Genomic DNA, 26553 nt, shown 5'->3' with positions numbered 1-26553 from the left:
CTTTAACCTCGGAGAGCATGGTGCCCGTCAGTGAATGGCGACCGCTGCAGAAGCGTGCTTCGCTGCGGTGAAGCGGCCTCTAAGACCCACTCACGATTCGGTCAAACACTAAATTCAAAAAATCGTCATTTTGTTCGCCAAGCACGGATTTCCGCCCTTTCGACGCCATGACCTATCGAAAGGGCGATTGGCCGCGCCCAGCAAAACGATTCCCCAGCCCTTATAGAGCGCAGCACCCCGCCTTGCGGGAAACGTCATGGACACGGGCGCACTTTATCGATTGAGGGATAAATCAGATAAATGGAACTTGTACGAGTTATTCCTCGGCGCTAGACCGCGTCTCACGCGGGGGCGTCACCGGCGTGACGGGGCGTCCCGGATATCAGACGACAACAGACTTATATGGGAGTAGATTTGTGCGACGGCTTTTCACCATATTCATGGGCTCTGCTTCGGTCATGGCTTTCGCGGCCAATCCGGCCGCTGCGCAGGACGCCGGGCAGCAGGCTCCGGACAGTTCCGCCGAAGCCGCCGGTAACGAGATCATCGTCACCGGTATCCGCGCCAGCCTTTCGCGCGCGGCCGACATCAAGCGCGATGCCGCGCAGGTGGTCGATTCGATCGTGGCACAGGACATCGGCAAGTTCCCCGATCCCACCACCGCCGCCGCGCTTCAGCGCGTGCCCGGCGTGCAGGTAACCGTCGGCGGCAACAACGAAATCGTCAATCCGCTTATCCGCGGCCTGGGCGATATCCTGACTACGCTGGATGGACGAGAGATTTTCACGTCCGACAGCCGCGGCTTCGCGTTCCAGGATCTTCCCGCAGAAGCACTGTCTCGCGTGGACGTGTTCAAATCCAACACGGCGAACCTCATCGAAGGCGGCGTGGCCGGCACGATTGACCTCAAGCTCAACAAGGCGTTCGATTACAAGGAGCCGACGATCGCGATCAGCGGCAAGCTGAACTACGCATCCAATGCCGAGAAGCTTGGGCCGCAGGTCAGCGCGCTATGGACCGACCGCTGGGAGACCGGCATCGGCGAGATGGGCCTGCTGGTGAACGCTTCGTGGTACGACATCAAGTTCAACCGCCCCAGCAACTACGTGGCCGAACGCCGCGCCGGCAACGTGCTGGGCGGTGAAGGCGAAGGCATGGCCATCCCGATCTCTACCGGGGGCCTCAACGAATACGGCAGCTATTCGCGTCCGCAGGTCAACGCATCGTTCCAGTGGCAAGCCGCGCCGAATCTGGAAGTCTACGTCGACGGGCTCTATTCAGCCTATCGCGGCAAGTTCGCCACGGCGTTCTACGAATACCAGCTGTTCAATTCCGACAGCGTGACCAACGTAACGTCTGACGGTAACTGCTTCACCGGGCGAGTGACCGGCGACGGCTTCAACCCCAATTCCCAGCAACTGGCAGACGGCGCCTACACCAGCCAGGAACTGTGCAACCTGACCGGCGGCACGTTCAACAACACCAGTTCTTTCACCTCGATGCAGGCAAAGAACCATAAGACCGACAGCTTCCTCGTCGCAGGCGGCACCAAGTACGACGGCGGCCGGCTCAAGCTGAACCTCGACCTGTCGTACCAGCGTTCGCTGGTGCGCAACGAAACCTTTATCGTCGATACCGGCAAGAAGGTGGACCAGGTCATCGTCGACTTCGACAACCCGGACAACACCGCCAGCATCATCTCCCCCGGCAATGCCATGGGCTTTGCCGACGGCTTCACGTTCGTGAACGGACTCTATCAGGAGTACACCCGTTCGAAGGGCGATCTGTTCTCGGTCAAGATGGACGGTTCGTATGAGACCGACACCTTCCTCAAGACCATCGAGTTCGGCGGTCGTTATGCCGATCGCGGCACGCTGTTCCAGCAGGTTCAGCTTTCCGTCGCGCCTCCGGGCGGATCGGGCAACACGCTTGTCACCGCAGCGGGCGTACCGGACGACTTCTTCGTCTGGGCGCCGGGCATTCCGCAGATCAACAACGGCGCGCACTTCATGGTGCCCAGCCGCGACTATCTGCTTTCCGATGAAGGACAGGCGAACCTGCGCGAGTTCTTCGGCGCGCCGGATGGCCGCCCCGCGTTCGATCCTACCCGCCGCTTCGAGGCGAACGAGAAGACCTATGCCGGCTATGTCCAGGGCGGCTACGAGTTCCCGCTCGGCGCGATGACCCTCGATGGCAAGGTGGGCGTGCGCTACACCCGCACCGACCGCACGATCAGCGGCACCGGTGTGGTGGACGGTACGCCTGTCCTCACGACCTCCGACACCAGCGATGACGACTGGCTGCCCAACGCCAGCGCCCGCCTGCAGTTCGGCGGGGGCCTTCAGGCCCGCGTGACTTACGCCAAGACGATCGCGCGTCCTTCGTTCGGCTCGCTCAATCCGGGACTGAACTATATCGTGTCGACCAATCCCAACATCCGCAACGGCGGTTCGGGCGGCAACCCGGACCTCAAGCCGCAAATGTCGGACAGCTTCGACGCAACGCTCGAATACTACTGGAGTTCGGGATACTTCGCGGTCGGCGCGTACTATCGTGACATCCAGAACCGCGTGGTCAACGATGTCGCGGCAGAGACCATCGACGGCGTCGTCTACAACATCTCGCGTCCGCGCAACGTCGGACAGGCGAAGCTGAAGGGACTGGAAGTCAGCGGCCAGACCTTCTTCGACTTCCTGCCGGGCGACCTTGCGGGCTTCGGCGTATTCGGCAACTTCACCATCGCCGACAGCGAAATCGGCGGCAACGATCCGCTGGCGGGCTACACCCTGCAGGGCGTGTCGAAGTACAACTTCAACGCCGGGTTGCTTTACGATCGCAACGGCATCTCGGCCCGCGTGGTCTACACCTACCGCTCGAAGTACTTCGACGAGAACCGCACCGGTTCGGGTGACGTGCGCCCTGCTGATGAGCCGGTTTGGCTGAACTACGTGCGCCCCAACGGCCGCCTGGACTTCAGCCTGGCCTATGACGTCTCGCCCAACCTCACCTTCACGGTGGACGGGACCAACGTGCTGCGTTCGCGCTATCGCAGCTACATCAACCAGGACTACTTCATCCGCGACACGCGCACGGATGACAGCCTTTACTCGGTCGGCTTCCGGGCGCGGTTCTGATGAAGGTCAAGGCTCTCCTCGCGGCGGTCGCCGCAGTTGCGCTTGGCGCCCCCGTGCTTGCGGACAACCCGCAGTTCGAGGGCGCCGACCCCCATGCCGTCGTCATCGGCGACGAGCTATGGGTGTTCCCCACGGGCGGGCCCGGCGGAAGCTGGGCCGCGGACCGCTTCGGCGCGTTCTCGACCACCGACCTCAAGGACTGGAAAAGCCGGGGCACGCTGATCCGGCGCGACGAGGTCAAGTGGATCGGCGATGACGGGGCGAAGGAGCACTACTTCTGGGCTCCCGGCGTCGCGCAGGCGAACGGCAAGTGGTATCTCTACTACTCCGTCGGGCCGCAGAACCCCACGCCGAGCCGGATCGGCGTGGCCGTGGCGGACAAGCCCGAAGGCCCCTATCGCGATGTCGGCAAGCCCCTGCTGACGGGCGGCAACGGGTTCGAAGCGATCGACCCGATGGTCTTCGTCGATCCCAGGACGAAGACGCCCTACTTCTATGCAGGCGGCAGCGCGGGATCCACGCTTCGGGTGTTCGAACTGAAGCGCGACATGACCACGATCCGCCGTGAGGTGAAGGTAGAGCAGCCGCCCCACTTCACCGAGGGCGCGTTCATGCATGAACGCAACGGCATCTATTACCTCTCGTACAGCCACGGGAAGTTCAACGGGTCGAGCTATTCGGTGCATTACGCCACTGCGTCCTCGCCCGTGGGCCCGTGGACCTATCGCGGGGCGATCCTGACCAGCGATGCGACGCATCAGGGGCCGGGGCACCACAGCTTCGTGGATCGCAAGGACGGTCGCTCGTTCATCGTCTACCACCGCTGGGACCGCGCGGCGGGCGCCGAGCCGTTCGATGGCGAACGGGTCGTCGCGGTGGACGAGATCCACTACAACGCCGACGGCACCATCGCCCCCATCCACATGACGGACGGTGCCGCCACGCCCAAGTGGTGAGCGGGCCCATCACCGCACAACGAAAGGGGCGGGCCTTGCGGCTCGCCCCTTTTCATGTGTGCGAGGGAACCCGTATCAGCCGCGTGCCTTGCCGAAGACGACGATCTGGAGCAGGCCACCGGCGATCGCGATATTCTTGAAGAAGTGGATGAACTGGTTCTGGTCAGCCAGGTCGTTGTGGAAGAACACGGCCGTGGCAAGGCTGAACAGCGCAATCACGGTGGCTACCGCGCGGACCTTGTAGCCCGAGATCAGCAGCGCGCCGCCGACCACTTCGACCACGATCGCACCCGCCAGCGCCACGGCAGGAAGCGGCAGGCCGACCGAAGCGATGTAGGCCATCGACCCGGCGGGGTCGGCTATCTTGGACAGGCCGCTGAGGATGAAGATGGCGGCGATGAGCACGCGACCGACCAGCGGCAGCCACGCTTCGAGGGCATCGGCACGGTTTGAGGTAGCAGGAATGGTGTTGGTGTTGGCGGTGATGTTGGTCATGGCGAAACTCCTGAGGACGGCGAAGTGTCGTCCTGACGCCCCTCAGATGCGCCCGATCAGGGATCCTAAATAGTGAGATTAAACGCAATCACATGTTCTAAATATCCGAACATATGATCGTCAGCTGCTTGACGGAGGCGCCGCGTAAAGGGTGATCTGAGTGTGCAGCCCGTCTTCGGACGACTGGCCGACCCAGACATCGAACACCCCCGGCTCCGCCAGCAGGCGGTTACCCGCGCCCACGAACTGCAGGTCGGTGCGCGACAGGGTGAAGCGCACGCTGCGGCTTTCCCCCGGCTCCAGAGTCACCCGCTCCATCTTCTTGAATTCACGGATCGGCCGGGTCCGCGACGCCACGCGATCGCGGGTATAGAGCTGTACGATCTCGCTGCCACGTCGCTTGCCGCTGTTGGTCAGGCGCGCGGTGATGGTGACGGTCCCATCCCAGCGCAGTGCGGGATCGGACACCTGCAACTTGTCCAGCGTAAAGCGCGTGTAGCTCAGGCCATGGCCGAAGGGGTAGCGCGCGCTGTTGTCCGTGGTGGCATAGCGGGCCTTGTACTCGGTGCTGCCGTTGGGAACGGTGGGACGGCCGGTGGACTTGCGATCGTAGAAGAAAGGCTCCTGCCCCGATTCCCACGGCAAGCTGACCGGCAGCTTGCCCGATGGATCGACTTTGCCAAACACAACGTCGGCGATCGCGTTGCCCGCCTCTGACCCCAGGAACCACGTCGCCAGCACCGCATTGGCGTTCGCCACGCCATCATGCAGCGCCAGCGCGCGACCGTGACGCAGGAGGACGACGGTGGGCTTCTTCACCGCGGCCACTGCATCGGCCAGCGCCTGCTGGGCGGGCGGGATTTCGATCACCGTGCGTGACTGCGCCTCTCCCGACATGTCCTGCGATTCCCCGACCGCCAGGATCACCACGTCGGCCGCCTTCGCGGCCTTGACCGCAGCGTCTATCCCGCCATCGACAGGACCGTGGATGGCGCAGCCGGGCACAACCGTCAGCAGATCGGGATCGTCCATCGCATCGCGCAAGCCCGTTGCCACGTCGATGCCCTTGTCGGGATCGCCATAGAAGGCCCAGGGACCATAGAGGTTCGCCTTGTCCGCGCCGAACGGGCCGATCAGCGCGATCTTCTGCTTCTTGCCCTTGTCGAGCGGCAGCACCCCGTCGTTCTGCAGCAGCACGATGGAGCGCGCGCCCGCCTCGCGCGCAAGCTGGCGGTGTGCGGGGGAACCGATGCGCGAAGCCTCGGCCCCCTCGTCCAGCGAGCGCCAGGGATTGTCGAACAGCCCCATCGCCATCTTGACGTAAAGGATCCGCCGCACCGCCACGTCGACCGTGCCCATCGGCACCGCGCCGCTTTTCACAAGTTCCGGCAGGTAGCGGATATAGAGCCCGCTCTGCATCGACATGTCTACGCCCGCCAGCACCGCCAGCCGGGCCGCATCCCGATCATCCTCGGCAAAGCCGTGGGCCACCAGTTCCTCATCCGCCGTGTAGTCGGAGAAAACGAAGCCGGTGAAGCCCATCTCTCCGCGCAGGGTATCGGTCAGCAGCGAACGGTCGGCAGTGGCAGGCACGCCGTTGATCTCGTTGAAAGCCGCCATCGTCGTCAGTGCACCCGCGCCGAAACCGGCGGTGAAGGGCGGCAGATGGGTTTCGCGCAAGGTTTCGTCGCTGATATCGACGCTGCCGTATTCCAGCCCGCCGGCCACCGCGCCATAGGCCGCGAAGTGCTTGGGGCAGGCCAGCAGCGAATCGTCCCGCCTCAAGTCGCGCCCCTGAAAGCCGCGCACGCGCGCCGCCGTCAGCAGCGCGGTCAGCGTCACATCCTCTCCGGAACCTTCGACAACGCGGCCCCAGCGCTGATCGCGCGCCACATCGGCCATCGGCGCGAAAGTCAGGTGCAGGCCCGCCGCCGTCGCTTCCAGCGCCATGGCGCGCGCGGTACGTTGCGCCAGCACCGGATCGAAGCTGGACGCCTCGCCCAGCGGCACCGGGAAGATCGTCTTCAGCCCATGGATCACGTCACCCGCCAGCAACAAGGGGATGCCCAGCCGGCTTTCCTTGACCGCGATCTCCTGCGCCTTACGCGCGCCCGCCACGCCGATGCCGTTGAAAAGGCAACCCACGCGCCCCTTTCGGATCTCCTCCGAAAGCCGCTTCACGTCCTGAATGCCCGCAGCCGGATTGGGCGGGTTGAAGGGGCGGAAGGCGTCGGCAAGGCAGGTCATCTGCCCCGCCTTCTCCTCGATCGTCATGCGCTTGATGAGATCGTCCACCCGCGTCACTTCATCGGCGGCAAGCGCCCTGAACGAGAAGCCCGAAGCGATGGCGCTGGCGATGATACCGGAAAGAACGGTGCGGCGATCTGGGTTCATGAACTCTTGGCAGTTGGTGCGTCGACTTGCCCCCGTCAATTCGCGGTAGGCCATTTTGTTGCATTGCGGCAAGGGCTGACGACAGCGTCGCCCTTCGGGTCATCCTGCCCCGGCGCCGCCTTGTCGCGCCGATCTGCTCCGGGTTGACGGATGACACCGCGAAGGGCACAAGATATGCGAATAATTCGCAATAGCACATCTTGAGGCGCGCCCATGTACGATTTTCTGGACCGGCCGGTCACCGAACTCGACAATGCAGGTCGGTTCCTGCTCTGGGCCATGCGTGGGTGGGCGCATTCGGCATCGAAGGGTAATTGCCCCGCACAGTCACTCGGCCGCGCTTTTGCCGGATACAACGCAGTCGCCGTGCTGCCGGACTTTCACATGGCGATGTCCCTGATCAGCCGCAGGTCCAGCGAAAGGGTGATGCTTGCCCCGATGGGATGCCACCGCATCTGCGAACATGAAGCCTTGCTTCTTGCACTTTGGCGCGATGTCGGTATAGGCCGCCGCGAAAACGTGCGCGCAACTCTCGCGCATGTCGTGCCATGCGACACGGTCGCCGCGGTCGCCCAGGCCATGAGCCGCGCAAGCGCCGCGATGACCATCGCCGGCTTCGGCATTGCACTGATAAACCCGCCTGCGTGACCCATACGATGAATCAAGGACTGACGTTGATGAGCGATAGCACCGTTCTGGAACCCACCCCGCTGGAGCCGACCGGCGCGCTGAGCGTGGAGACCGTGCTGTCGGTCCGCCACTGGAACGAACACCTCTTCAGCTTCAAGATCACCCGTCCGGCCTCGTTCCGCTTCCGGTCGGGCGAATTCATCATGATCGGCCTGCGCGGCGACAACGGCAAGCCGCTGCTGCGCGCCTATTCGATCGCCAGCCCTTCCTGGGCCGAAGAGATCGAATTCCTCTCGATCAAGGTCGAAGACGGCCCGCTGACCTCGAAGCTGCAGCTGATCCAGCCGGGCGACCAGATCTACCTCGGCCGCAAGCCCACCGGCACGCTCGTCACCGATGCGCTGACGCCGGGCAAGCGCCTGTTCCTGTTCGGATCGGGCACCGGCCTTGCGCCGTTCCTCTCGCTGATCCGCGATCCCGACGTTTATGAGATGTACGAACAGGTGATCGTCGTTCACTCGGTACGCCGGGTTGCCGACCTTGCTTTCCGTGAAGAACTGGAAAGCCAGCTTGCCGGTGACCCGCTGGTCGAAGATCAGGCACTGGTCCAGCTGACTTACGTGCCCACCGTGACCCGCGAAGACTTCCACACGACCGGCCGCATCAACGTCCTGATCGAGAACGGCCGCCTGTTCGAAGGCCTGAAGGGCGAAGCGCGCATGGACCCCGAAACCGACCGCGTCATGCTCTGCGGTTCGATGGCGATGAACAAGGACATCGCCGCGATGCTCGAAGGCATGGGCTTCGTCGAAGGGTCGAACAACAAGCCCGCCGACTTCGTGATCGAGCGCGCGTTCGTCGGCTAAGCCACACGCGAATGTGATGGATAACGGCCTGCCCTGCAAAGGGCGGGCCGTTTTCGTTTGTGGACGCGCTGGGTGCGCCTTGGGTGCCGTTGTGTGCGCTTTGGGTGCCGTTAGGTGCGCGTTGGGTGCCGCTAGGTGCAGCGGGCAGGTCAATCAGCATTTCACGAATAATGCAGCCGTATCATTTACTTACAAAAAATGGACTAATTCATGCCATCCAGCAACGTATTGACGAAGCGCACGTCGTCCCAGTCGTAATCCACCCTCCCCGTCCGGTAGGCTACCAGGCCACGAGAGGGGACGATATACAGTCGCTGACCGCCATGCCCTTCGAAATAGTAGAGATCTGCGGCGTGGTAGCCGAAATTCGGGCCCCCGGATTTTCCTTCGGGATTAGCAACTTGCATGAACATGCCGAAGGCCGGGTTGCGTGGCGAGGGGGTCGACAGCATCCGCGCATTGGCGGCCGAAATGATCCGCCGCCCCTCGAACGTACCGCCGTTCGCCAGCATCACCCCAATCCGCAACCAGTTACGCGCCGTGTTGACAAAACAACACACCGCCCGCGCCTCCCCGCCCTCATGATCGAGCGCCACCAGCGCATCGCTCGCGCCCAGCGGCTTCCACAAGTGGCGGGAGAGGAACCGGGCATAGCGCATCCGCGTGGCGCCAGTCAGCACGTCATGCAGGGCCTGCGCATTCATGTGATTGAATTCAAATGCTTCTCCCGGCGAACGGGCCAGCGGAGCACCGTCGACGAAAGGCTTGATGTCCAACCCGATGAACATGTCGAGCACCGGATTGTAAGGCTTCACCTCGAAGCGGCCGATGGCAAGCCCGCTCTGCATCCACAACAGGTCGCGGACCCTGATCGCCCTGCGTCCATCCCCTCGCCAAGCCGGGATATAGCGCGATGCGGGGTCATCAAGGCGCAGGAAACCCTTGTCGACTGCGATCATTACCGCGAGCGCCAGCAGACCCTTCGCGCTGGAATAGCTGTCGAAACGGGATTCTGCAGAGAAACCGGCCGCATAGTCCTCCAGTTGCACCTTGCCGCCAGCATAGACGATCAGCGCCATCGTATGCGAATCATCGGCCTGCCGCTTCGCCGCCGCCAGCGCTTCCGGCGCGATCGCCAGCCGGTCAGGCGCGGCAACAGCAAACAGGCGACCGGGTGCACCTTCGACGATTTCGGTCGGGACGTACTTGTCCCAGCGCGCCACCCGATCCAGCGAGCCGTCCTGCGTCTCGAAATTGCGCTTGTAGGCAGGCGGCATGTCCTGCGCGCCAAGGGGCGCCGCGATCAGCGCCAGAACCATCGCGACAACCCGCTTCATGCGTTGATTTCCGCCGGCAAGGGATCGATCCGGAACCGGGTCAGCAATACGATTCCCAGCAGCTCAGCCATGGCCGGCAGCACGCAGGCACACCAGCGGATCGCCTCAATCGCGTGTGCTGGCTGCCCTGCTTGCGTCCCGGCGACATAGCCGCCTGCCGACAGCGCCAACCCCATCGCAAAGAGGGCAAAGGCGGAAGAACCCGTCTCCAGCAGCGACACGACGCCTGCGAACGCCCCTCCGCGTCGCAGACCCGTGCGGCGATAATCATGCTCGATCACGTCCGGTAACAGCGCCTGACTCAACATGAACACGCCGCCGCCACCTGCCCCCAGCAGCACGGCCTGCGCCATCAGCAGCGACACTGATCCGTGATTGAAGAACAGCGACAGCTGCGCAAGCCCATGGAGCGCAAAGGCGCAGGCCAGCGCCCCGCGCGTCGCAAGTCTCCCGCTCAGCCAAAGCCAGAAGGGCTGGGAGGCCAGCAGCGCCAGTGTACTGACCATCGTGTAGATGCCCAGCCAGTAGTCGCTCACGGAAAGCACCCAGCGTGTCAGAAGCGCCATGCCCGATGCCGCCACTGCCAGCCCGAAATAGAGGCAAATCTTGATCCCCACGAGCACCAGAAAAGGCCGGTTCGCCAGCAGCAGCCCGAACTGCGCGCCCAGCGGTGGGCGATGCGTGCTCTCCACCGTGCGCACGCGGGCCTTGCGAGTGAAGAATACCGTCCCCAGCGCCGAGAAGAGACAAAGCGCGCCCATGACCCAGCCCATCGTGCCATAGGCCAGCGCACCCATGCCAAGCGCCGCGAGCAGCATCGGGCCGCTGAGCGACGCCGCACCCTGCGCCAGCGAGGAGAAGCCTACCCGCCACGCCATCATCTGTGTGCGCTGGCGGGCGCTGCCCGAAATTTCCTGCGGCATCGCCAGCCACGGGATCGCAAAAAGCGAGAAACCGGTAGAGAACAGGAACTGCCCCACGCAGGCCCAGACGATCTTCTCCATCATCGGTGCATCGAGGGGGATGTTGAACCCGATCACCAGCGATGCCGAAGAGAAAGCACCCCCCAGCAGCATCCACGGGCGGCGGCGGCCCATCGGTGTGTCGATCCGATCGGCGAACCATCCGATCACCGGATTGAGAAGCGCGTCGTAGATCTTGAATGCCGCCATCAAAGTGCCCGCCAATGCGGCCGCCAGACCCACGGTATCCGTAAGGTAACGCAGGACCAGCACGCTGTAGGCGTAGATGACAAGGCTCTGGCAGAACGAGCCAGATCCCCAGGCGACCGCGATCGAAAGCGGGGCGCGGACCTCATCTCTGGCAGCTTCAGGCATCCTGCGGCTCGCTGGCGCGCGCCTTTGCCCGGTCCCGGTCCAGCGCGGCAACCTTCAGGCGGGGGATCAGCTCGTCCCCGGCTCGCCGCGCATCTTCATAAAGGTCGAAGCCCCGGAACAGCACGCCGGTCATGCCAAGGTCATAATAACGCACGATGGCTTCACTCACCTGCTCCGGTGTGCCGACCAGCGAAGGCGCCATTGGTATGCCCTGCCGCTGCGGACCGATCCACAGCCGCTCGTCGAGCACGGAGTCCGAGCCCGTCAGTGCACCGAAACGATCCTCGTTCGAAATGCCTGCAGCGTTGGAGAATGCCTTTTCGCTGCGTCCGCCGGGCTGAAACCAGCTGTTACCGGTCAGCTTCAGACGCTCTTCCCCGTTGGCGATGAATTTGCGCAGGATTTCACGGGCATTATCCCACGCCTCAGCCTCGGTCCGGCCAAGGATGTAGCGCACAGTGCCCTGCACGGAGATGTCGCGCCCGGCATCAGCCGCAGAAGCCCTGATACGCTCGATGATCTGCCCGGTATCGGCCAGCGATTCCATGCCTACCGCGTAAGTGTCGGCACATTCGCCGGCATAGCGGATCGAGATCGGAGAGCCTCCCGCCCAGTAAACCGGGATCGCTGAACGCTCATATGGGCCGATCTCCGGCAGGGATTCGTTGAATTTGTAGAACCGGCCCTCGTGCGAGACGGGCTCTTTCGCCGCCCACATGCGGCGCAGCACATCCACGAATTCACGACTGCGGTGATAGCGTTCCTCCTTGGTCAGAAAGTCGCCGTCGCACTGCGTCTCGCGATCGTTGGCGGCTGTGATGATATGGATCGCAGCACGGCCTTCGCTCAAATGGTCAAGCGTTGCGAACTGGCGCGCGGCCATCGTCGGCGAAACGAAGCCCGGCCGATGCGCGACCATGAACCCCAGCCGCTCGGTCACGCCCGCCATATAGGCGGCAACCGGCATGGAATCGGGCCAGTAGGAACTTTGCGCGATCAAGACGCGATCGAAGCCCGCCTGCTCGTGCGCCTGCGCATGGGCACGCAGCATCGCCTTGTCGAAGACTTTGGGCGGAAGCACCATGTCCTCATTGGACAAGTGGTGGGACATGATCCCGGTAATTTCGATCGGCATCTGGGGCGCACCTTGCTGAAGAAATCACCCGGACCGCAGATGCGGTCCGGGTGCAGTCATGGGGTCGATCAGAAGTTGAAAGTTCCGCGGATACCGATCGTCCGCAGTTCGCGCAGCTGCGCCACCAGACCGCCGGACACCGCCGAATTGGGCGAAGTCGTGGTCGGCTGGATCAGCGTGTTGTTCGAGATATTGTAGTACGCCTTGTCGTTGAACAGGTTCGTGATGAACGCCTCGATCCGGTAGGTATCGTTGGAGATACCGGCGCGCAGGTTCACCTGCGTCAGATCGGGCGAGCGCACGAGGTTCGACACGTCGCTGTAAGCGCCGGACTTGTAGACGAAATCGAGCCGGGCAAACCCGTCAAGCACATCGGAAATCGGCGCGTTGTAGTTCAGCGCCGCAGTGCCGGACCACTTCGACGTGAAAGGGCTCTGCTTGCCGCGGAAGTCGGTCATGCCGGTCAGCGCCGTAACGCCGCTGTTGTTACCCTCCCGCACCTTGCTGTCGATATAGGCGCCCGTCAGATCGACGGACACCGCAGGCGACAGACGGGTCGAGACATTCGCTTCGATCCCCTTCACCCGAACCTTGCCGCTATTGGTGGAGCCGGTCACCTGGAACGGGCGGATGCCCGCACCGTCCGGATCGGCAAAGATCGTCGTCGACTGCGACTGGATCTGATTGGTCCAGTCCGCCCAGAACGCCGCCACATCATATGTCACCATGGTGCCGAACAGCTGGCCCTTGGCGCCGATCTCGTAGTTGGTGATCTTCTCGGGGGCCACTTCGATACCGTAGCCCAGCTTCTGCGCCTCTGCGACGACGGCCGGTATGGAGGTGATGAACAGCGTGTTGAATGCACCCGGATTCACGCCCTTTGAGTAAGAAGCGTAGAACATGTTGTCGCCGAAGTCGTACTTGGCGATGACGCGCGGCAGGAAGTTCTTGTAGCTTTTGCCCGCGATCTTCTCCCCTTCGGCATAGAACCCAGCCGGGATTGTCGCACCGGTGGAGGTCACGCCGCCCTGCCCAGCTTCTGCGTAAAGCTTGTCGATCTGGTAGCGCCCGTCGAGCGCGAGCGAGAATTCAGGCGTGAAGTTGTAGCTGAGATTTGCGAAGACGCCATAAGTCTCGGACCCGGTCGCGCCGTTGCGGCGGGCGCCGATCAGGTTGGGACTGCCGTTCGAGCCGTGCTGGCGCGCGTTCAGGTAGTTGCCACCGAACGATGCTTGCAGCGCTCCTCCATTGTCGTAGCTGACCCGCAGTTCCTGCGAGAAATCGCGGCTGAGCGCCTCGATCAGATACATGAAGTTGTAGTAGCCGTCCTTGTAGAGCGAACCCGTACCGGTGAACGCCTCTCCGTTGAAGTTGTCGAGGTCGCCCAGTTCGTTCTTGGCTTCGTGGTTCCAGCCGGTCAGCGAGCGGACCGAGAAGCCGCTGTCACCTATGTCCCAATTCACATCAAGATGCAGGTGGTAGTAGTCATTGACCAGCCCGTACCCATCGAGATCGTTATCGACGAGACGACCGCTCTTGTCGTTCAGGAAGTTGGTGACGGTCGCGGTATTTGCCGTGTTCGCAGACGGGCTGAGCGCCGACAGCTTGGGCGCAACGCCGCAGAACCAGCGCGTGGTGACGCCGCTCGATCCGGTGACGTTGCAGTTGGACTGGTCTGCACGCACCAGATTGCCGTTGGGGTCGCTCAGCGCATAGGCGCTGATGAAGCCGTTGGCGGAAGGGCCGTCTTTCATCTGAGCGTAGAGCCCGAAGCCCTTGACCGTCAGGTTGCTGGTCGGCTTGAAGGTCAGTTCCAGCGTGCCCGCCTTTGAAGACTGATCACCCAGCGTCTCCTTCGGGTTGCTGGCGTTCTTGTAGGAGCCATGCTTCCCCATGGCACGCGCTGTGGCACGGAAGCCCAGCACATCGCCGAAGATCGGGCCGCTCAATTCCCCCGAAACGTCGTAGTTGGCGCGGGTTCCGGCCATGCCGCTGATGCTGCCGGACATGGTGTCGCTGGGGTCCTTTGTCACGATATTGATCGCGCCGGCAAAGGTCTGGCGGCCGAAGGTGGCGGACTGCGGGCCCTTGATCACTTCGATACGGGCCGGGTTGGACAGCACCTGCAGCGCGGTCGCCTGCGTGACGGGAACGCCGTCGATGAACATCGACACCGTCTGAGCGGCAGAAGTCGAAGGCTGCATACCGCGCAGGATGACACCGACGAAGGAACGGTCCGCACGCGCACCGCCGCCGGTGGCCTGGCCGACAATGTTCATGCCCGGCACGAAGCTGCCAAGGTCCTGAAGGTTCTTGATCCCACGCTCGTCAAGCGCCTCGCTGGTCATCGCTGTGATCGCCAGCGGTGCTTCGAGGATACGTTCCTCACGCCGACGGGCAGTGACGACGATGTCCGTGGCTGAACCGGCAGTTTCGGCAGTGACCTGCGCCATTGCGGCTTGCGGAAGAAGCGGCAGCGAACACGCAGAAATGATCGCACCATAAGAGCACGCAGAAAAGAGCAATCTCTTATTTACATGAAACAACATAAGTCCCTCATCTTAAATAATGTTATATAAACAGGGACCGAATGCTTTTTATAAAGCTCCGATCTTTTTCGCTTTTCCCTAGTGATAGATAAATTTTTCATGCTGAAAAACTTATCTATGCCTTCAGTTTCCCTGAATGTTTGTGTATTGAAAGGTGATTGCATGCCGAATAACGGTCCATATTTCCGTCGATATTGTCCGCCTGGCGATCAGGATTGTTCCGCTTTTCATTTGCAAATCAGCCTTACGCATATCGCCAGACCCGTTGAGCGCAGGTCGATGCAACCCACGGAGCGAGTAACCAAGCCGTAGTTGGGCGTGTGTTCGGATGATGAGAGAAGCGACCGCTTCCACTTGGCCGGATCAGGACGCCAGAACTTTCCGGCGCCCCGCCGGCAGAGATGAAACTCGATGCCGGTCCAGCCATGACGGTGGGATAGCGCGCGGCTCACGCGCCAATTAGATATTGTTATTACAGTGTATTATCGGGAATCCCGGGACTTAGATGTAGTTGGGCGCGGTGTTCAACCCTTGGGTGTAACCCACACCTCCACAGGCGCGATGAACTTGCCGGGGGCCGGCTTGCCGACATGGACACGATCTGCCGTCACCTGTTCGCCGTTTGCAAGATGCAGCGTCACCCAGGGCTTGGGCATGCGCTCGAAAGTCATTTTCTGGATCGGCTGACCGGTGCTCGAATTCATGATGGTTGCGATGATACTCATCGGCCGCCGTTAACCGCCTCCCGCATCGACCGTCCATCCAAAGGCTTCAGGTTATGCCCGCTTCAGGCAGCGTCTGCGACCCTGGCCCGAATCGCATCTTCGGAAACGATCGTGACAGGCTTGCCCGCATCGGCCAGTTCGCGGGCCTTGCGATGCATCGGGCTTGCCTCCACCCAACGACCGTAGGGCTGGGCATTTGCGACGACCAGCAACGTCGTCGTCATGCCGACCGAGCGCAGAACCCGCCCGCCTGCGGCTGCGACAAGGGACGCGAGCCCGCCGTCGACCGCTTCCCCCAGGATCGCCACGCGCTCTCCGCTCAACGTACCATCCGCCGCGGCAATCGGCGGCCTGGGCTTCGCGCGCGCAGGCGGCGCCATCCATCCCTTCAGATCGATACCAGTGTGCTCTATGGCTTTGACGATGACCATTCCTGCCGCGCGCGCATCGCTCAAGGCGTCGTGGTGACGGTGTTCTATGCCAAGGAACCGCGCCAGCATGTTAAGTTTGTGGTTTGCCAGTTGCGGCCACGCCCGCTTTGCCACTCGCACGCTATCCAGCCATTCGGTCTCGATCTGCGGATGCCCTCCCAGGCGACATGCGGCGGCAAGTGCCCCCTTGTCGAACGACGAATGGGCAACGGTAATCCGGCCGCCAAGATGAGCGCTGACGGTGGCGTGTATCTCCCCGAAGCTGGGCTGCCCGATCACGTGATCCGGTCTGATCCCGTGGATGCCGACGTTGAACGGGGAAAACTCATCACGTGGATCCACCAGTGTCTCAAAAGCAAAAACCTCACGTCCATCGCGAAAGCCGACAATCCCGACCTGGCAGATGCTGCTGACGCGTGCGCAGGCAGTTTCCACGTCTATGACGACGAAGTCCGGCGTATCGGTCTGGACGGGCTGTGATAAAGCGATGGGCTGGGTCATGCCCTGTGGTCTAGCAAGATGCAGCCTCCCGCGCGAGCACCTGCCGGTCGGTCCCGAGACACCTGATTACAATTTCTCACCATTTGCGGATAGGCGCCCCTCGTGCCTCATCGTAGCCGGATCACATGGCATCCGCGCACCGCAACCCGCTTCGACATCGCACTTTCAGCGCCCTGCTGGGCTCGGCCGTGCTCATGCTGCCGCCAGACGCCTACGCACAGCAGAAGTCTGCCGGCGAGGGCGCTTCGGACACCAGCGCCGCGGCCAGCACCAGCGCAGGGGAAACCGACGAAATCGTCGTCACCGGACTAGCCCTGCCGGGTGCCGTCATTGGCGACATCCCCGCCGAGAACAAGCTGGGCCAGGCCGAAATCGCTTCCTACGGCGTCGATTCCATCGCGGAGCTGCTTGACGAGCTCGCAGACCAGACCGCCAGCATCGCCGGGCGCGACGCATCAAGCGGGCCAGTGGTTCTGGTCAACGGCAAACGCATATCGGGCGTCAACGAGGTCGGCGATCTTCCCGTCGAATCCATCCTGCGCGTCGACATCCTGCCAGAAGAAGTGGCGATCAAATACGGCTACGACGCGCAGGCGAAAGTGGTGAACATCATCCTCAAACGACGCTTCCAGTCAAAGGTCGTAAATCTGGGCGGCGGCATGTCCGGTGCAGGCGATGGAGGACAGGGCAACGGAACCTTCACCTATACCCGCATCCGCGATAACGACCGCGTCAACATCACCGGCAAGGCTACCAGCCAGGCCGCGATACGCGAAAGCGACCGCGACATTGCCGCCGATCCCGACAGCAACGTCACCGCCGTCGATGCAATACCCGGCGAAAGCGACTATCGCACCGTGCAGGCATCGACACGTAGCTACGTCTTGGGCGCCAGCCTTGCTCACCAGTTGGCTTCCAACGCAACCGCCTCGTTCAACGTCAAGGGGACTTACCAGACCAGCCGCTCGCTGGACGGCCTCGCGACCGGCGAAGTGACTGTCCCCGCCGACAATCCCTACGCGGACGGCGGCGAGAGCACCTTCACGCGCTACCTCTCCCAAGACCCGCTACGCAAGGTGGTGAATACCGGCGCCGTCTCGGCCGGAGGGACAGTCAACCTCGACTTGTCCACCCGCTGGAAGCTTTCAGTCATCGGCAGCTACGCCCATTCGGAATCTGAAACCCGCGCCGACAACGGCTATGACCTGACCACCTTGCAGGATGCGCTGAACGCAGGGAGCGCCGGCGTCGATCCCTATGGCACGCTGTCGCCCGCACTGCTCGGCGACATGATCGTGAACCGCGCAAAGTCCAGTTCGGACACCGGCAGCGCCAGCATGCTGGTGTCGGGCAAACTGCTGCCTTTGCCCGCCGGAGATATCGGCATCAGCCTGAAAATGGGCGGGGACTTCACAGCCCAATCCTCAACCAGCCTGCGCGACGGCACTGCGAGCAGCGGCGATGCCAATCGAACCAACGGCAGTGCACGACTGAGCGTCGACATTCCGCTTACCAGCCGCAGCAAACGTGTGCTGGGCGCGATCGGGACGCTTAGCGTGAACCTCAATGGCGGGGTAACGCAAGTGTCCGGCTACGGCAGTCTTGCGACATTCGGCTACGGGCTCAACTGGCGCCCGCGGGACGGGATCACCGTGATCGCGGCGATGAATCAGGACCGCAGCGCGCCGACAGTCGCCAACCTCAGTGATCCGACGGTGACCACCAGCAATCAACGCGTATATGACTATGTCACGGGCCAGACGGTGCTGGTGACGGCCGTCACCGGCGGCAATCCCGATCTCAAGGCCGATGACCGCCGGAGCTTCAAGCTTGGCCTCAACGCGCAACTGATGAGCACGCCCAAGCTCAACTTCAGCGCTACATACGTTAACAGTCGCAACCACAACGCGATTATGTCGCTGGGCGGGGTGACTCAGGCGGTAGAAGATGCGTACCCCGACCGTTTCTTGCGGGACGAGGACGGCAATCTGCTGTCTGTCGATGCCCGGCCGGTCAACGTCTATCGCCAGCGTAGCGAACAGGTGCGCTGGGGCTTCAACCTCTCAGCCCAGTTGCGCAAGCCCACTCGCCCGCCGCGTCCACCTTCCCGCCGTTGGGGGGGCGATGGCGCGGCGGTTCAGGGCGTCCCGCACAGCGAAGCTCCGCCCACGGCGGTGCCGGGCGAAGAGCGCCTTGACCATGATCGGGCGCCAGATGCGAACAGCGAGGAAATCACCGTCACCGGTGAGCGCGAACGTGGCGATGAAAGACGGGGCTTCGGGCGGCCTCCGGGCGGGCCGGGTTTCGATGACGGGATGGGGCCGCCCGATGGCATGGGGCCGCCGCCGGACGGTATGGGCCCTCCTCCCGGTGATGGCCCCGGCGGTGGACCGGGCAACGGGCCCGGCGGCTTCGGCGGACCGCGCGGCCCTGGAGGCCCAAGGGGCTTTGGCGGCGGTGGAGACAATGGCGTGCGCCTGCTGGCCTCGCTGTACCATACCTGGGTGCTGAGGCAGGACGTCCAACTTACGCAAGGAAGCCCCACGATCGATCTCCTCGACGGAGGCACTGTCACGGGTGCATCCACGCCAAGGCACAAAGTACAGGGAAGCCTGGGACTCATCGATAACGGCATCGGACTGCGTCTTGAAGGCAACTGGCAAAGCGCGGCGCGCGTGATCGGGGCAAGTACCGGGTCATCGTCAGGCGATCTGCATTTCAGCTCGCTCGCGACGCTAGACTTGCGGGTCTTTGCCAATCTTCAGAACCGTTTCCGGGGCAAGTCGTGGGCACGGGGCACGCGGGTCAGCCTTTCGGTCGAGAACCTTTTCAACCAGCGGCAGAAGGTCACCGACGATACCGGGGCGACGCCCTATGCCTATCAGGCTGATTACCTAGACCCGATGGGGCGGACGATCATGTTGTCCCTGCGTCGCATATTCTGACGGATCTGGAGGCTATCTGTCCGGTGGCAAGGCAAAGGCCACCACCGCATCGCCGGGCGTCGTGATCCGCACCACCGGCCCGCGCAGGGCATCGAAGGCTCCCTCGACGATGGTGGCGGCGATCTCGCTGGCGGCGCTGCAGGTGCGGTTGGCCGCAGATCGCGCGGCCGGTCTTGCGCGCCGAACGCGGGATCAGATCGCGGTCGAGCGGGACCAGCGTGCGCGGATCAATCGCTTCCAATGATATGCCCTCGCCCGCCAGCAGCTTCGCCGCCTTGAGCGCGACATTGACCCCGCCGGCGATGGCGACCACCGTGATGTCGGCGCCTTCGCGCTTTACGTCGCCCTTGCCGATGGGGATCAGGAAATCGGGATCGTCAGGCACTTCGGCATTGTTCATCCAACAGGTGCGTCTTCGAAGCTCATCACCGGGTCGTCATCGCGCACTGCGGACTTTAGCAGCCCCTTCATGTCCGCAGCGTCCGAAGGGGCGATGATCTTGAGCCCCAGTATGTTCATGAACATCGGATAAGGCCGGTCGGAATGCTGCGCGCAGCTGGTCCACCATTTTCAGGAAGGCGTCGCGCAGGACGTCATGCCGGTAGCGGTACTCGGGGCCGACACCGGGCCCATGTCCGCGCCCCGCACGAGACGTTGCATCTTGTGGCCGATCACGCGAGCGACCTGACCGGGCCGGGCTTCGCACGCGGCCACTGCCTTTTGCTGGACCTCGTCACCCGCCAGCATGCCGGGACGGCCGCTGGAAATTTGCCCGGATCACTCTGAGCGTGTTGTGGCCCACGCGGTCGGACGAAAACAGCTCGCTTCCATTCACGATCGATTGACAGGCGCGAGGGGGCGGGTACGGCGCCGAACGCTCGGCCGCCTCCGCACCTTAAGTTTCGCGCTGCTTGAGCCAGGCGATCCCCCGGCGCAGCAGGTCATAGAACACCGGCAAATCCCAGGCGCAGCGGTCCACCGTGGGCCACCAGTCCAGCATCGGCTGCAGATCGTAATGCCCCCGGCAATGGCCCAGAGTGTTGTAAAGCACAGCGCCCTTGCCATGGTCTTTCAGGTACATCACCGGATGCTTGCCCAGCGCGTCTGCCGCCTCCACAAAGCCGGTGCCCTCCACCGTGCATTCAGTTTCGAGCAGGACATGCAAGTGGCCGTGCGTTTCCATGTGGTAGAGTTCGTCCGTCGTCTCGAACGGCGCGATGCCCTTGACCAGCGGGTGCTCAGGGTCTGCCACGGTGACGGTATACGGCGCGATCGGCGGGTGCGAGATGAACTGCGAGCCCAGCATGTCCATGAACAGCGGTGCCCAGCGGGGCGCGTCCCACAGGCCCTTGTCAGGCCCCTCTGCCAGCAGGCGCAGCACGGAATTTGTGCCATGCAACGCATGCCAGCGGCCACCCGCGCTCAGCCAGTCCCGCAGCACTTCCTGCGCCGCCAGCGAAGGCGTGACATCGCAGGTGTACGTGATCAGGATATCCGCTTCGCGCAGCGCATCGAGATTCTCGTAATTCTCGAACACGCGAGTGCGCACGCTGGGATCTTCGGCCAGCAGCTTGAGCAGTTCCAGCCGCGCGAAGTCCATGTCGTGCCACACACCGCCGCAGATGAGCACGCAGTCGATGCGCGGGGGCCGCGCCTCGGCCTCGCTCATGCCTTCGCCACGCCAAGTTCGCCTTCGATATACTTCATCAGCGTGTCCTGGAACTGGCGAATGCGGATTTCCTGATAATTGCCAAGGTTTACCAGCCCGTTCTTGGAGGCATGAAGGCCTTCCTGCACGAATGGCAGGTTGTCCATGTCCTGTTCGAACACGTCCCCCAGAATGCCAAGTTCTGGCGCCTCGGTCCATTTCTGGTCAAGCCGCAGCATCTTGAGCGGCGCCCCGCGCGGGATCGGCTGCCCCTTTGGAATGCGCGCGAGGATGCGCACTTCCATGATGCAGGTGTCCGGCGTCTTGCCGGGCAGCCAGTTGTAGACGATGTTCGGCATGTAGCCGCCCCAGGGCGCGAAGTTCGGGAACACGTTGTAGACCAGCCCGTCGAGCAGTTCGGCGTCGGTCGCGCTTTCGTGGTCGTAGCCGGTGCTTTCGGTATAGGCAGCGCGCATGGCTGCGCCCAGCGCGGCGCGGGCGGTCACGCCGTCGGGCACCTTGATCGCCATCGGGTTGGCGTGCGCCTCGCCCTCATAGTTGTCGCCCGAGCGGCCGTTGTACTTGATGAATTCGTCGACGATCCACTGCTCGCCCTGCCCTTCCGCGATGTGCGGGCTCATCACGCCGAAGGGGACGAGGTTGACGTTCACGTTGTCGCCCCAGGTCCAGTAGGCGGCATTGGAATCGCCGGTGAAGGGCAGCAGCTGCGGGTGCGTGACGATGGTATGCCAGGCCTCCATGAACGCCTCCATCACCACCTTCCAGTTGGCAGGCACTTCCTTGGCAACGCGCATGACGCTGGCGCATTCCTCGTGCCGCCAGCGCTTGAAATGTTCTGGCAGCGGGCTGAGGAATTCCTCAAGGCTCGGCCCGCCCTTCTCCTCGCGAATGAAGACGTAACCCGCCCAGCGACCGACTTCGGCTTCGGGCAGATCAAGGCTCTGCCCGCTGGTTTCGGGGTTGATGTGCGGAAAGTCCCACTTGCAGGGCATCGAATCGAAGCTGCCGTCCTTCTTCCATGCAAAGCCATGGAACGGGCAGACGAACTTGTCGGCAGTGCCTTCCTCGGTGCGCAGCTTGCGCCCGCGGTGAAGGCAGACGTTATGCATCGCGCGGATCGCGCCGTCATCCTGCCGGCTGACAAGATAGGAGCGGCCCGCATTCTCGTAGACGATGAAGTCGCCCGGTTCGGGCAGGTCTTCCTCACGCGCGACGAACTGCCACACGTAGGGCCACATCCGTTCGCGTTCGAGCCGGGCAAATTCCTCGCTGGTATAACGCTGTGCGGGAATCGGGTCCGAGCCGCGATAGCTGTAACTTTCTTCCGTCAGGATCGCAGGAGGCGTGCGCGAATCCTGGGCCATGAGTTCGGCCCAGCTGATGCCTTCGCTGCGGTCCTCGCCCAGTTTCGTGGCGATATCGGGATCCCGGTCGGCCATGGTTCATCAATCTCCCAAGAACGCAAATTACCCTGTTTGGGGACATTTCTGCACTTGGCCGCAGCACAAGTCACCTTGCTCAAAATCATAGGTTGTGGAGCGGAACGGATGGGCCATGTTCAGCGCCATAGTCATTGGGAGATTGCCGTGAAGCGGCTTGAAGGTAAGGTGGCGCTGGTCACCGGAGGAACCTCCGGCATCGGCGCAGGCACCGTCGAGCGTCTGTGCGCCGAAGGTGCCAGGGTCATTTTCACCGGCTCCAACCAGGCCGCAGCCGACGCGGTCTGCGCCGCCACGGGCGCCCTGTTCATCCGGCACGACGTAACTGACGTCAGCGCGTGGGATGGCCTGATGGCCCGGATTCTGGAGGAATACGGTCGCCTCGATATCGCTTTCGCCAATGCCGGGACCGAAAACGGGGATGGCAGCATCGAATCCATCGGCATCGAAGGATGGAACACGATCATCGGCGTGAACCTGACCGGCGTGATGCTGACCGTGCAGCACGCAATGCGGGCCATGGCGCGTAATCCCGAAGGGCCTGTCGGCTCCATCATCGTCAACTCCTCGATGAATGCGCACCGGGCGATGGGGAATTTCGTGGCCTATTCGGTGTCGAAGACCGCCGTTCTGGCGCTGGTAAAGTCGTCCGCCGTCCATTCCGGCAACCGCAAATACAAGATTCGCGTCAATGCCGTGCTTCCCGGCGTGGTCGAGACCGCGATGATCGCCAACCTGATCGAGAAATCGGGCGATCCTGCCGCCACCCGCGCCGCTTACGAGGGGCTTTCGCCGATGGGCCGCATGGCTTCGGTGGACGAAGTGGCAGGGCTCGTCGCCTGGCTGGCAAGCGATGAGACGCGGTTCTGCTCGGGCAGCGAATTCACCATGGACGGGGCCTCCACCGCAGGGATGAACGGCGTATGATCGATCTGGGTTCGCAGCGGCTCAAGGGCCGCGTAGCGCTGGTTTCCGGCGGTTTGCGGGGCATCGGCCTTGCCTGCGTGGAGCGGTTTCTGGCTGAGGGGGCCGAAGTTGTCCTCACCGATCTGGAGGCACCCGACACCGACCATGCCGCCGCCACCCTTGCCCGGCTGGGGCAGGCGGCAAGCTATGTGCAAGCCAATGTCGCGCAGGAGGATGACTGGGCCAAGGTGCTGTCCGCCGTCACTGAAAGGCACGGAAAACTGCACATCCTGGTCAACAATGCCGGCATCGACCTGACCGGCCCGGTCGCCGAGACTTCGCTGGAAGGCTGGCGCCGGATCATGAGCATCAACGTCGACGGCGTGTTCCTGGGCGTGCGTACTTTCGTGCCGCTGATGGCGGCGAGTGGCGCAGATTTCCGGGGCGGGGCATCGATCGTCAACGTCAGTTCGATCATGGGTCTGGTCGGTATGAGCGAGGTTTCCGGCTACAATGCCAGCAAGGGCGCGGTACGGCTGTTCACCAAGTCCATCGCATTGGAATTCGCGGAAAAAAAGATGCCGATCCGCGCCAATTCGCTCCACCCCGGCTTCGTGATGACGCCGCTTTTGCAGGAAGGCTTCCAGCGCTGGGTGGACAAGGGCGTTGCCGGCAAGGCGCAGGATCTGGTCGATTTGATGTCCAGCAAGACGCCGATCGGCCGCCTTGCAGACCCGTCCGAACTGGCCAGCGCGGTATTTTTCCTAGCCTCTTCAGACAGTTCGTACATGACTGGTAGCGAACTGGTGGTGGACGGCGGATGGACCGCGCAATAGCGGCACACAACGGCACCTAAACGGCACCTAACGATACCACAACGGCACACCGAGGCCACCGGGAGACACCTGAAATGACCCACGCAACGAACAGCGCCCTTCCCGACGTGGTCGCCGTCGTCACCGGCGCCGCCGGCGGCATCGGCCGCGAGATCGTCAAGGCCATGAAGGCGGCAGGCGCCACCGTCATCGCCACCGACCTGCGCGACGAAGCGCAGATCGAAGGCGCCGATCATTACCTGAAACACGACGTCACCAGCGAGGCCGACTGGCGCGCGGTGGAGGCGCTGGTGCGCGAAAAGTACGGGCGGCTCGATGCGCTGGTGAACAACGCGGGCTTTTCGATCGTGACGAAGTTCGAAGACACCCCGCTGGCCGAATTCCACAAGGTCAACGCGATCAACGTCGATTCGGCGATCATCGGCACGCAGGTCATGCTCGATCTCCTGAAGGCAGGCGGGAAGGCCCGGCCGACCGGCGCTTCGGTGATCAACTTCTCCAGCGTGGGGGGCCTACGCGGGGCCGCATTCAACGCGGCCTATTGCGTCAGCAAGGCGGCGATCAAGATGCTGTCGAAGTGCCTTGGCGCAGAATTCGCCGCGCTCAAATACAACATCCGCGTCAATTCGGTGCATCCCGGCGGGATCGAGACGCCGATGCTCAATTCGATCATGGGCCGTTATGTCGAACTGGGCGCTTCTCCTTCGCGCGAAGCCTCGATCGCGGCGATGAACGTATCGCACCCGATCGGGCGGCTTGGCCGACCGGAAGAGATGGCGGGCGGCGTGGTGTTCCTCGCATCTGCCGCGTCCAGCTTCATGACCTGCGACGAGCTGGTGATGGACGGCGGGTTCAGCCAGGTCTGACATAGCGACCTGAACCAAGGAGATGCCCGCGATGCCCCCTGCTCCTGCCGCCAGACTGCCGGGGATCATCGGCGTCCACCACATCGGTGTGTCCGTGCCCGACCTTGACCGGGCGCGCCAATTCTACATCGACATTCTGGGCGCGGTGGAGGAAGTCGAACCGCTCAGCTGGGCCGACAACCCCTTCATCGACCGCGTCGTCGGGCTGGATGGCAGCGCGGCGCGGCAGTTCTTCTGTCGCCTGGGCAACGTGCAGATCGAAGTGTTTGAATATGCCGCGCCCAGACAGGCCCCTCAGAACGCGCGCCGGGGCGTCAACGAATATGGCTACACCCATTTCGCCCTGCAGGTGGACGATGTGGAGGAGACGCATCGCCGCATCGTGTCAGCGGGCCTGCCGGTGCATACCCCGCCGATGATGGACGGTATCACCATCGACGAAAACGGTGTGAAGCACGGCTACGCGGGGACATATTGCCGGGACTTCTTCGGCAATGTCTTTGAGATCCTCGAGATCCACGAAACCCCGGAAATCCAGCCGATCCGCCCCTATTCGCCCACCGTTCACAATTGAACGCAAACGATAAAATCCGCGTGCGCCGAGCCTGAACCGAAACTTAATCGCGCCGACCGTGTTCCACTCATAGCGATCAAGCCGGCCGCATAACTAAGCGGCCACCTTCGGGAGCCCTGGGACGTGGAAGCCAATACCCTCAAGCGCGCCGGTCAGGCCGCCATGCCGCGCCGGGCCGTGTTGCCCGTCACTTCCGCCGCGCTTGCTCCGCAGGCTGCAGAGGCTGCAGTAGTGCCACTTGAAACCGATGCCCTTTCCGCACGCCTGCTGCGCGATGCCGTGCGCGAGGCCGGGCTGTTCCAGCGCTCCGTCCTGGGCCACCTTGACCACAAGGAATGGCGCGACCGCGTTTTCGCAGACGGCCAGCGCCTGATCGACCTGCTGGCCACGATCGGCTTCAGACCAAGCGACCAGCGCCGCTGACCCGGCTTGCAGGGCGAAGCCTCCTTCCCCTTGCAAGGCCGTCGTTTACCCGCAACAAGCGCGCGATGACCGCTTTCGCATTCGTGTTTGCCGCGCTCGCAGAAATCGCCGGGTGCTTCGCATTCTGGGCCTGGATTCGGCTTGGCAAGTCGGTGCTGTGGATCGCGCCCGGCATCGCTTCGCTGTGCCTGTTCGCCTGGCTGCTGACGATCCCCGATGCCGACAATGCCGGGCGATCCTATGCCGCATACGGCGGGGTCTACGTCGTATCGGCCGTGCTGTGGCTCTGGCTTGTCGAGGGTGCCCGGCCCGATCGGTGGGACTTGCTGGGCGCCGTCGTATGCCTTGTCGGCGCGGGCATCATCTTCTTCGGTCCGCGCGCGGCCGGAGCAGCGTAACCCGCCG

At 63.1% G+C, this 26553-nt stretch carries 23 protein-coding genes; 11 read left to right on the top strand and 12 right to left on the bottom strand.

Annotated elements, in window-relative coordinates; all coding sequences use genetic code 11:
• Nucleotides 1-416: 416 nt before the first annotated feature.
• Together A8V01_RS07205 and A8V01_RS07200 are read left to right on the top strand one after the other, a co-directional pair.
• A complete protein-coding gene (locus A8V01_RS07205; protein ID WP_245892372.1) occupies nt 417-3134 on the top strand; it encodes a TonB-dependent receptor in 2718 nt (905 codons plus the stop codon).
• Nucleotides 3134-4090 (top strand): family 43 glycosylhydrolase, encoded by a 957-nt coding sequence (locus A8V01_RS07200; RefSeq protein ID WP_103095230.1) that lies wholly within the window; start codon nt 3134-3136, stop codon nt 4088-4090. The genes A8V01_RS07205 and A8V01_RS07200 overlap by 1 nt, the downstream gene beginning before the upstream one ends.
• A 75-nt stretch (nt 4091-4165) precedes the next feature.
• On the opposite strand, the gene A8V01_RS07195 is transcribed toward A8V01_RS07200, so the two are convergent.
• Nucleotides 4166-4585 carry a DoxX family protein gene (locus A8V01_RS07195; RefSeq protein ID WP_245892371.1) on the bottom strand — a complete coding sequence of 140 codons (420 nt, stop codon included), beginning with the start codon at nt 4583-4585 and terminating at the stop codon, nt 4166-4168.
• Between the two features lie 120 nt (nt 4586-4705).
• Nucleotides 4706-6979: a glycoside hydrolase family 3 N-terminal domain-containing protein gene (locus A8V01_RS07190; RefSeq protein ID WP_103095252.1), complete on the bottom strand. Its 2274-nt coding sequence runs from the start codon at nt 6977-6979 to the stop codon at nt 4706-4708.
• A 213-nt stretch (nt 6980-7192) separates the two neighbouring features.
• On the opposite strand from A8V01_RS07190, the gene A8V01_RS07185 reads away from it, so the two are divergent.
• Both A8V01_RS07185 and A8V01_RS07180 read left to right on the top strand, forming a co-directional pair.
• Nucleotides 7193-7627: a hypothetical protein gene (locus tag A8V01_RS07185; protein WP_103095229.1), complete on the top strand. Its 435-nt coding sequence runs from the start codon at nt 7193-7195 to the stop codon at nt 7625-7627.
• Between the two features lie 29 nt (nt 7628-7656).
• Nucleotides 7657-8475 carry a ferredoxin--NADP reductase gene (locus A8V01_RS07180; protein ID WP_103095251.1) on the top strand — a complete coding sequence of 273 codons (819 nt, stop codon included), beginning with the start codon at nt 7657-7659 and terminating at the stop codon, nt 8473-8475.
• Nucleotides 8476-8678: 203 nt separating this feature from the next.
• Here A8V01_RS07180 and A8V01_RS07175 read toward each other — a convergent pair whose 3' ends face one another.
• The 6 genes from A8V01_RS07175 to A8V01_RS07150 form a co-directional block, all read right to left on the bottom strand.
• Nucleotides 8679-9812 carry a serine hydrolase domain-containing protein gene (locus A8V01_RS07175; RefSeq protein ID WP_103095228.1) on the bottom strand — a complete coding sequence of 378 codons (1134 nt, stop codon included), beginning with the start codon at nt 9810-9812 and terminating at the stop codon, nt 8679-8681.
• The gene (locus tag A8V01_RS07170) at nt 9809-11149 is read right to left on the bottom strand and encodes an MFS transporter (protein ID WP_103095227.1); all 1341 of its coding nucleotides are present in this window, start codon (nt 11147-11149) and stop codon (nt 9809-9811) included. Before A8V01_RS07170 ends, A8V01_RS07175 begins: the two co-directional genes overlap by 4 nt.
• Nucleotides 11142-12284, bottom strand: coding sequence for an LLM class flavin-dependent oxidoreductase (locus A8V01_RS07165; protein ID WP_103095226.1), 1143 nt, complete (start codon nt 12282-12284; stop codon nt 11142-11144). Before A8V01_RS07165 ends, A8V01_RS07170 begins: the two co-directional genes overlap by 8 nt.
• A gap of 68 nt (nt 12285-12352) precedes the next feature.
• Nucleotides 12353-14737, bottom strand: a complete 2385-nt coding sequence (locus A8V01_RS07160) for a TonB-dependent receptor (RefSeq protein ID WP_170065854.1) — start codon at nt 14735-14737, stop codon at nt 12353-12355.
• Between the two features lie 620 nt (nt 14738-15357).
• The gene (locus tag A8V01_RS07155; protein WP_211294973.1) at nt 15358-15558 is read right to left on the bottom strand and encodes a hypothetical protein; all 201 of its coding nucleotides are present in this window, start codon (nt 15556-15558) and stop codon (nt 15358-15360) included.
• A 62-nt stretch (nt 15559-15620) separates the two neighbouring features.
• Nucleotides 15621-16490: an exonuclease domain-containing protein gene (locus tag A8V01_RS07150; RefSeq protein WP_103095224.1), complete on the bottom strand. Its 870-nt coding sequence runs from the start codon at nt 16488-16490 to the stop codon at nt 15621-15623.
• 125 nt (nt 16491-16615) lie between these two features.
• Between A8V01_RS07150 and A8V01_RS07145 the strand changes: the two genes are divergently transcribed.
• Nucleotides 16616-19435, top strand: a complete 2820-nt coding sequence (locus A8V01_RS07145; protein WP_103095223.1) for a TonB-dependent receptor — start codon at nt 16616-16618, stop codon at nt 19433-19435.
• Here the strand turns inward: A8V01_RS07145 and A8V01_RS07140 are convergent.
• From A8V01_RS07140 to A8V01_RS07130, 4 genes are all read right to left on the bottom strand, one after another.
• Nucleotides 19407-19835: a transketolase C-terminal domain-containing protein gene (locus A8V01_RS07140; protein WP_245892370.1), complete on the bottom strand. Its 429-nt coding sequence runs from the start codon at nt 19833-19835 to the stop codon at nt 19407-19409. The genes A8V01_RS07145 and A8V01_RS07140 overlap by 29 nt on opposite strands.
• Nucleotides 19832-19960 (bottom strand): hypothetical protein, encoded by a 129-nt coding sequence (locus A8V01_RS29155; RefSeq protein WP_245892369.1) that lies wholly within the window; start codon nt 19958-19960, stop codon nt 19832-19834. Before A8V01_RS29155 ends, A8V01_RS07140 begins: the two co-directional genes overlap by 4 nt.
• Before the next feature lie 370 nt (nt 19961-20330).
• The gene (locus A8V01_RS07135; protein WP_103095222.1) at nt 20331-21104 is read right to left on the bottom strand and encodes a ThuA domain-containing protein; all 774 of its coding nucleotides are present in this window, start codon (nt 21102-21104) and stop codon (nt 20331-20333) included.
• Nucleotides 21101-22543, bottom strand: coding sequence for an aromatic ring-hydroxylating oxygenase subunit alpha (locus tag A8V01_RS07130; RefSeq protein WP_103095221.1), 1443 nt, complete (start codon nt 22541-22543; stop codon nt 21101-21103). The genes A8V01_RS07135 and A8V01_RS07130 overlap by 4 nt, the downstream gene beginning before the upstream one ends.
• 147 nt (nt 22544-22690) lie before the next feature.
• Here A8V01_RS07130 and A8V01_RS07125 point away from each other — a divergent pair, with 147 nt between their 5' ends.
• From A8V01_RS07125 to A8V01_RS07100, 6 genes are all read left to right on the top strand, one after another.
• Nucleotides 22691-23470 carry an SDR family NAD(P)-dependent oxidoreductase gene (locus A8V01_RS07125; RefSeq protein ID WP_103095220.1) on the top strand — a complete coding sequence of 260 codons (780 nt, stop codon included), beginning with the start codon at nt 22691-22693 and terminating at the stop codon, nt 23468-23470.
• Nucleotides 23467-24285 carry an SDR family NAD(P)-dependent oxidoreductase gene (locus A8V01_RS07120; RefSeq protein ID WP_103095219.1) on the top strand — a complete coding sequence of 273 codons (819 nt, stop codon included), beginning with the start codon at nt 23467-23469 and terminating at the stop codon, nt 24283-24285. The genes A8V01_RS07125 and A8V01_RS07120 overlap by 4 nt, the downstream gene beginning before the upstream one ends.
• Nucleotides 24286-24359: 74 nt before the next feature.
• Nucleotides 24360-25151, top strand: a complete 792-nt coding sequence (locus A8V01_RS07115) for an SDR family oxidoreductase (RefSeq protein WP_103095218.1) — start codon at nt 24360-24362, stop codon at nt 25149-25151.
• Nucleotides 25152-25182: 31 nt separating this feature from the next.
• A complete protein-coding gene (locus A8V01_RS07110; protein WP_103095249.1) occupies nt 25183-25725 on the top strand; it encodes a VOC family protein in 543 nt (180 codons plus the stop codon).
• 123 nt (nt 25726-25848) lie between these two features.
• A complete protein-coding gene (locus A8V01_RS07105; RefSeq protein ID WP_103095217.1) occupies nt 25849-26148 on the top strand; it encodes a hypothetical protein in 300 nt (99 codons plus the stop codon).
• A 65-nt stretch (nt 26149-26213) separates the two neighbouring features.
• Nucleotides 26214-26546: a YnfA family protein gene (locus A8V01_RS07100; RefSeq protein WP_103095216.1), complete on the top strand. Its 333-nt coding sequence runs from the start codon at nt 26214-26216 to the stop codon at nt 26544-26546.
• Nucleotides 26547-26553: the final 7 nt, after the last annotated feature.

The organism is Novosphingobium guangzhouense (genome assembly GCF_002896965.1).
In the GTDB taxonomy this organism is placed as follows: domain Bacteria; phylum Pseudomonadota; class Alphaproteobacteria; order Sphingomonadales; family Sphingomonadaceae; genus Novosphingobium; species Novosphingobium guangzhouense.
This window is presented reverse-complemented; position numbering and strand designations above follow the sequence as displayed.

Bases quoted from the DNA above. Each gene is read 5' to 3' on its own strand.
- A8V01_RS07185 (WP_103095229.1), top strand. From the start codon at position 7,193: ATGTACGATTTTCTGGACCGGCCGGTCACCGAACTCGACAATGCAGGT.
- A8V01_RS07190 (WP_103095252.1), bottom strand. From the start codon at position 6,979: ATGAACCCAGATCGCCGCACCGTTCTTTCCGGTATCATCGCCAGCGCC.
- A8V01_RS07130 (WP_103095221.1), bottom strand. From the start codon at position 22,543: ATGGCCGACCGGGATCCCGATATCGCCACGAAACTGGGCGAGGACCGC.
- A8V01_RS07195 (WP_245892371.1), bottom strand. From the start codon at position 4,585: ATGACCAACATCACCGCCAACACCAACACCATTCCTGCTACCTCAAAC.
- A8V01_RS07200 (WP_103095230.1), top strand. From the start codon at position 3,134: ATGAAGGTCAAGGCTCTCCTCGCGGCGGTCGCCGCAGTTGCGCTTGGC.
- A8V01_RS29155 (WP_245892369.1), bottom strand. From the start codon at position 19,960: ATGTTCATGAACATACTGGGGCTCAAGATCATCGCCCCTTCGGACGCT.
- A8V01_RS07120 (WP_103095219.1), top strand. From the start codon at position 23,467: ATGATCGATCTGGGTTCGCAGCGGCTCAAGGGCCGCGTAGCGCTGGTT.
- A8V01_RS07165 (WP_103095226.1), bottom strand. From the start codon at position 12,284: ATGCCGATCGAAATTACCGGGATCATGTCCCACCACTTGTCCAATGAG.
- A8V01_RS07140 (WP_245892370.1), bottom strand. From the start codon at position 19,835: ATGAACAATGCCGAAGTGCCTGACGATCCCGATTTCCTGATCCCCATC.
- A8V01_RS07175 (WP_103095228.1), bottom strand. From the start codon at position 9,812: ATGAAGCGGGTTGTCGCGATGGTTCTGGCGCTGATCGCGGCGCCCCTT.
- A8V01_RS07150 (WP_103095224.1), bottom strand. From the start codon at position 16,490: ATGACCCAGCCCATCGCTTTATCACAGCCCGTCCAGACCGATACGCCG.
- A8V01_RS07100 (WP_103095216.1), top strand. From the start codon at position 26,214: ATGACCGCTTTCGCATTCGTGTTTGCCGCGCTCGCAGAAATCGCCGGG.
- A8V01_RS07135 (WP_103095222.1), bottom strand. From the start codon at position 21,104: ATGAGCGAGGCCGAGGCGCGGCCCCCGCGCATCGACTGCGTGCTCATC.
- A8V01_RS07170 (WP_103095227.1), bottom strand. From the start codon at position 11,149: ATGCCTGAAGCTGCCAGAGATGAGGTCCGCGCCCCGCTTTCGATCGCG.
- A8V01_RS07110 (WP_103095249.1), top strand. From the start codon at position 25,183: ATGCCCCCTGCTCCTGCCGCCAGACTGCCGGGGATCATCGGCGTCCAC.
- A8V01_RS07145 (WP_103095223.1), top strand. From the start codon at position 16,616: ATGGCATCCGCGCACCGCAACCCGCTTCGACATCGCACTTTCAGCGCC.
- A8V01_RS07160 (WP_170065854.1), bottom strand. From the start codon at position 14,737: ATGGCGCAGGTCACTGCCGAAACTGCCGGTTCAGCCACGGACATCGTC.
- A8V01_RS07180 (WP_103095251.1), top strand. From the start codon at position 7,657: ATGAGCGATAGCACCGTTCTGGAACCCACCCCGCTGGAGCCGACCGGC.
- A8V01_RS07115 (WP_103095218.1), top strand. From the start codon at position 24,360: ATGACCCACGCAACGAACAGCGCCCTTCCCGACGTGGTCGCCGTCGTC.
- A8V01_RS07155 (WP_211294973.1), bottom strand. From the start codon at position 15,558: ATGAGTATCATCGCAACCATCATGAATTCGAGCACCGGTCAGCCGATC.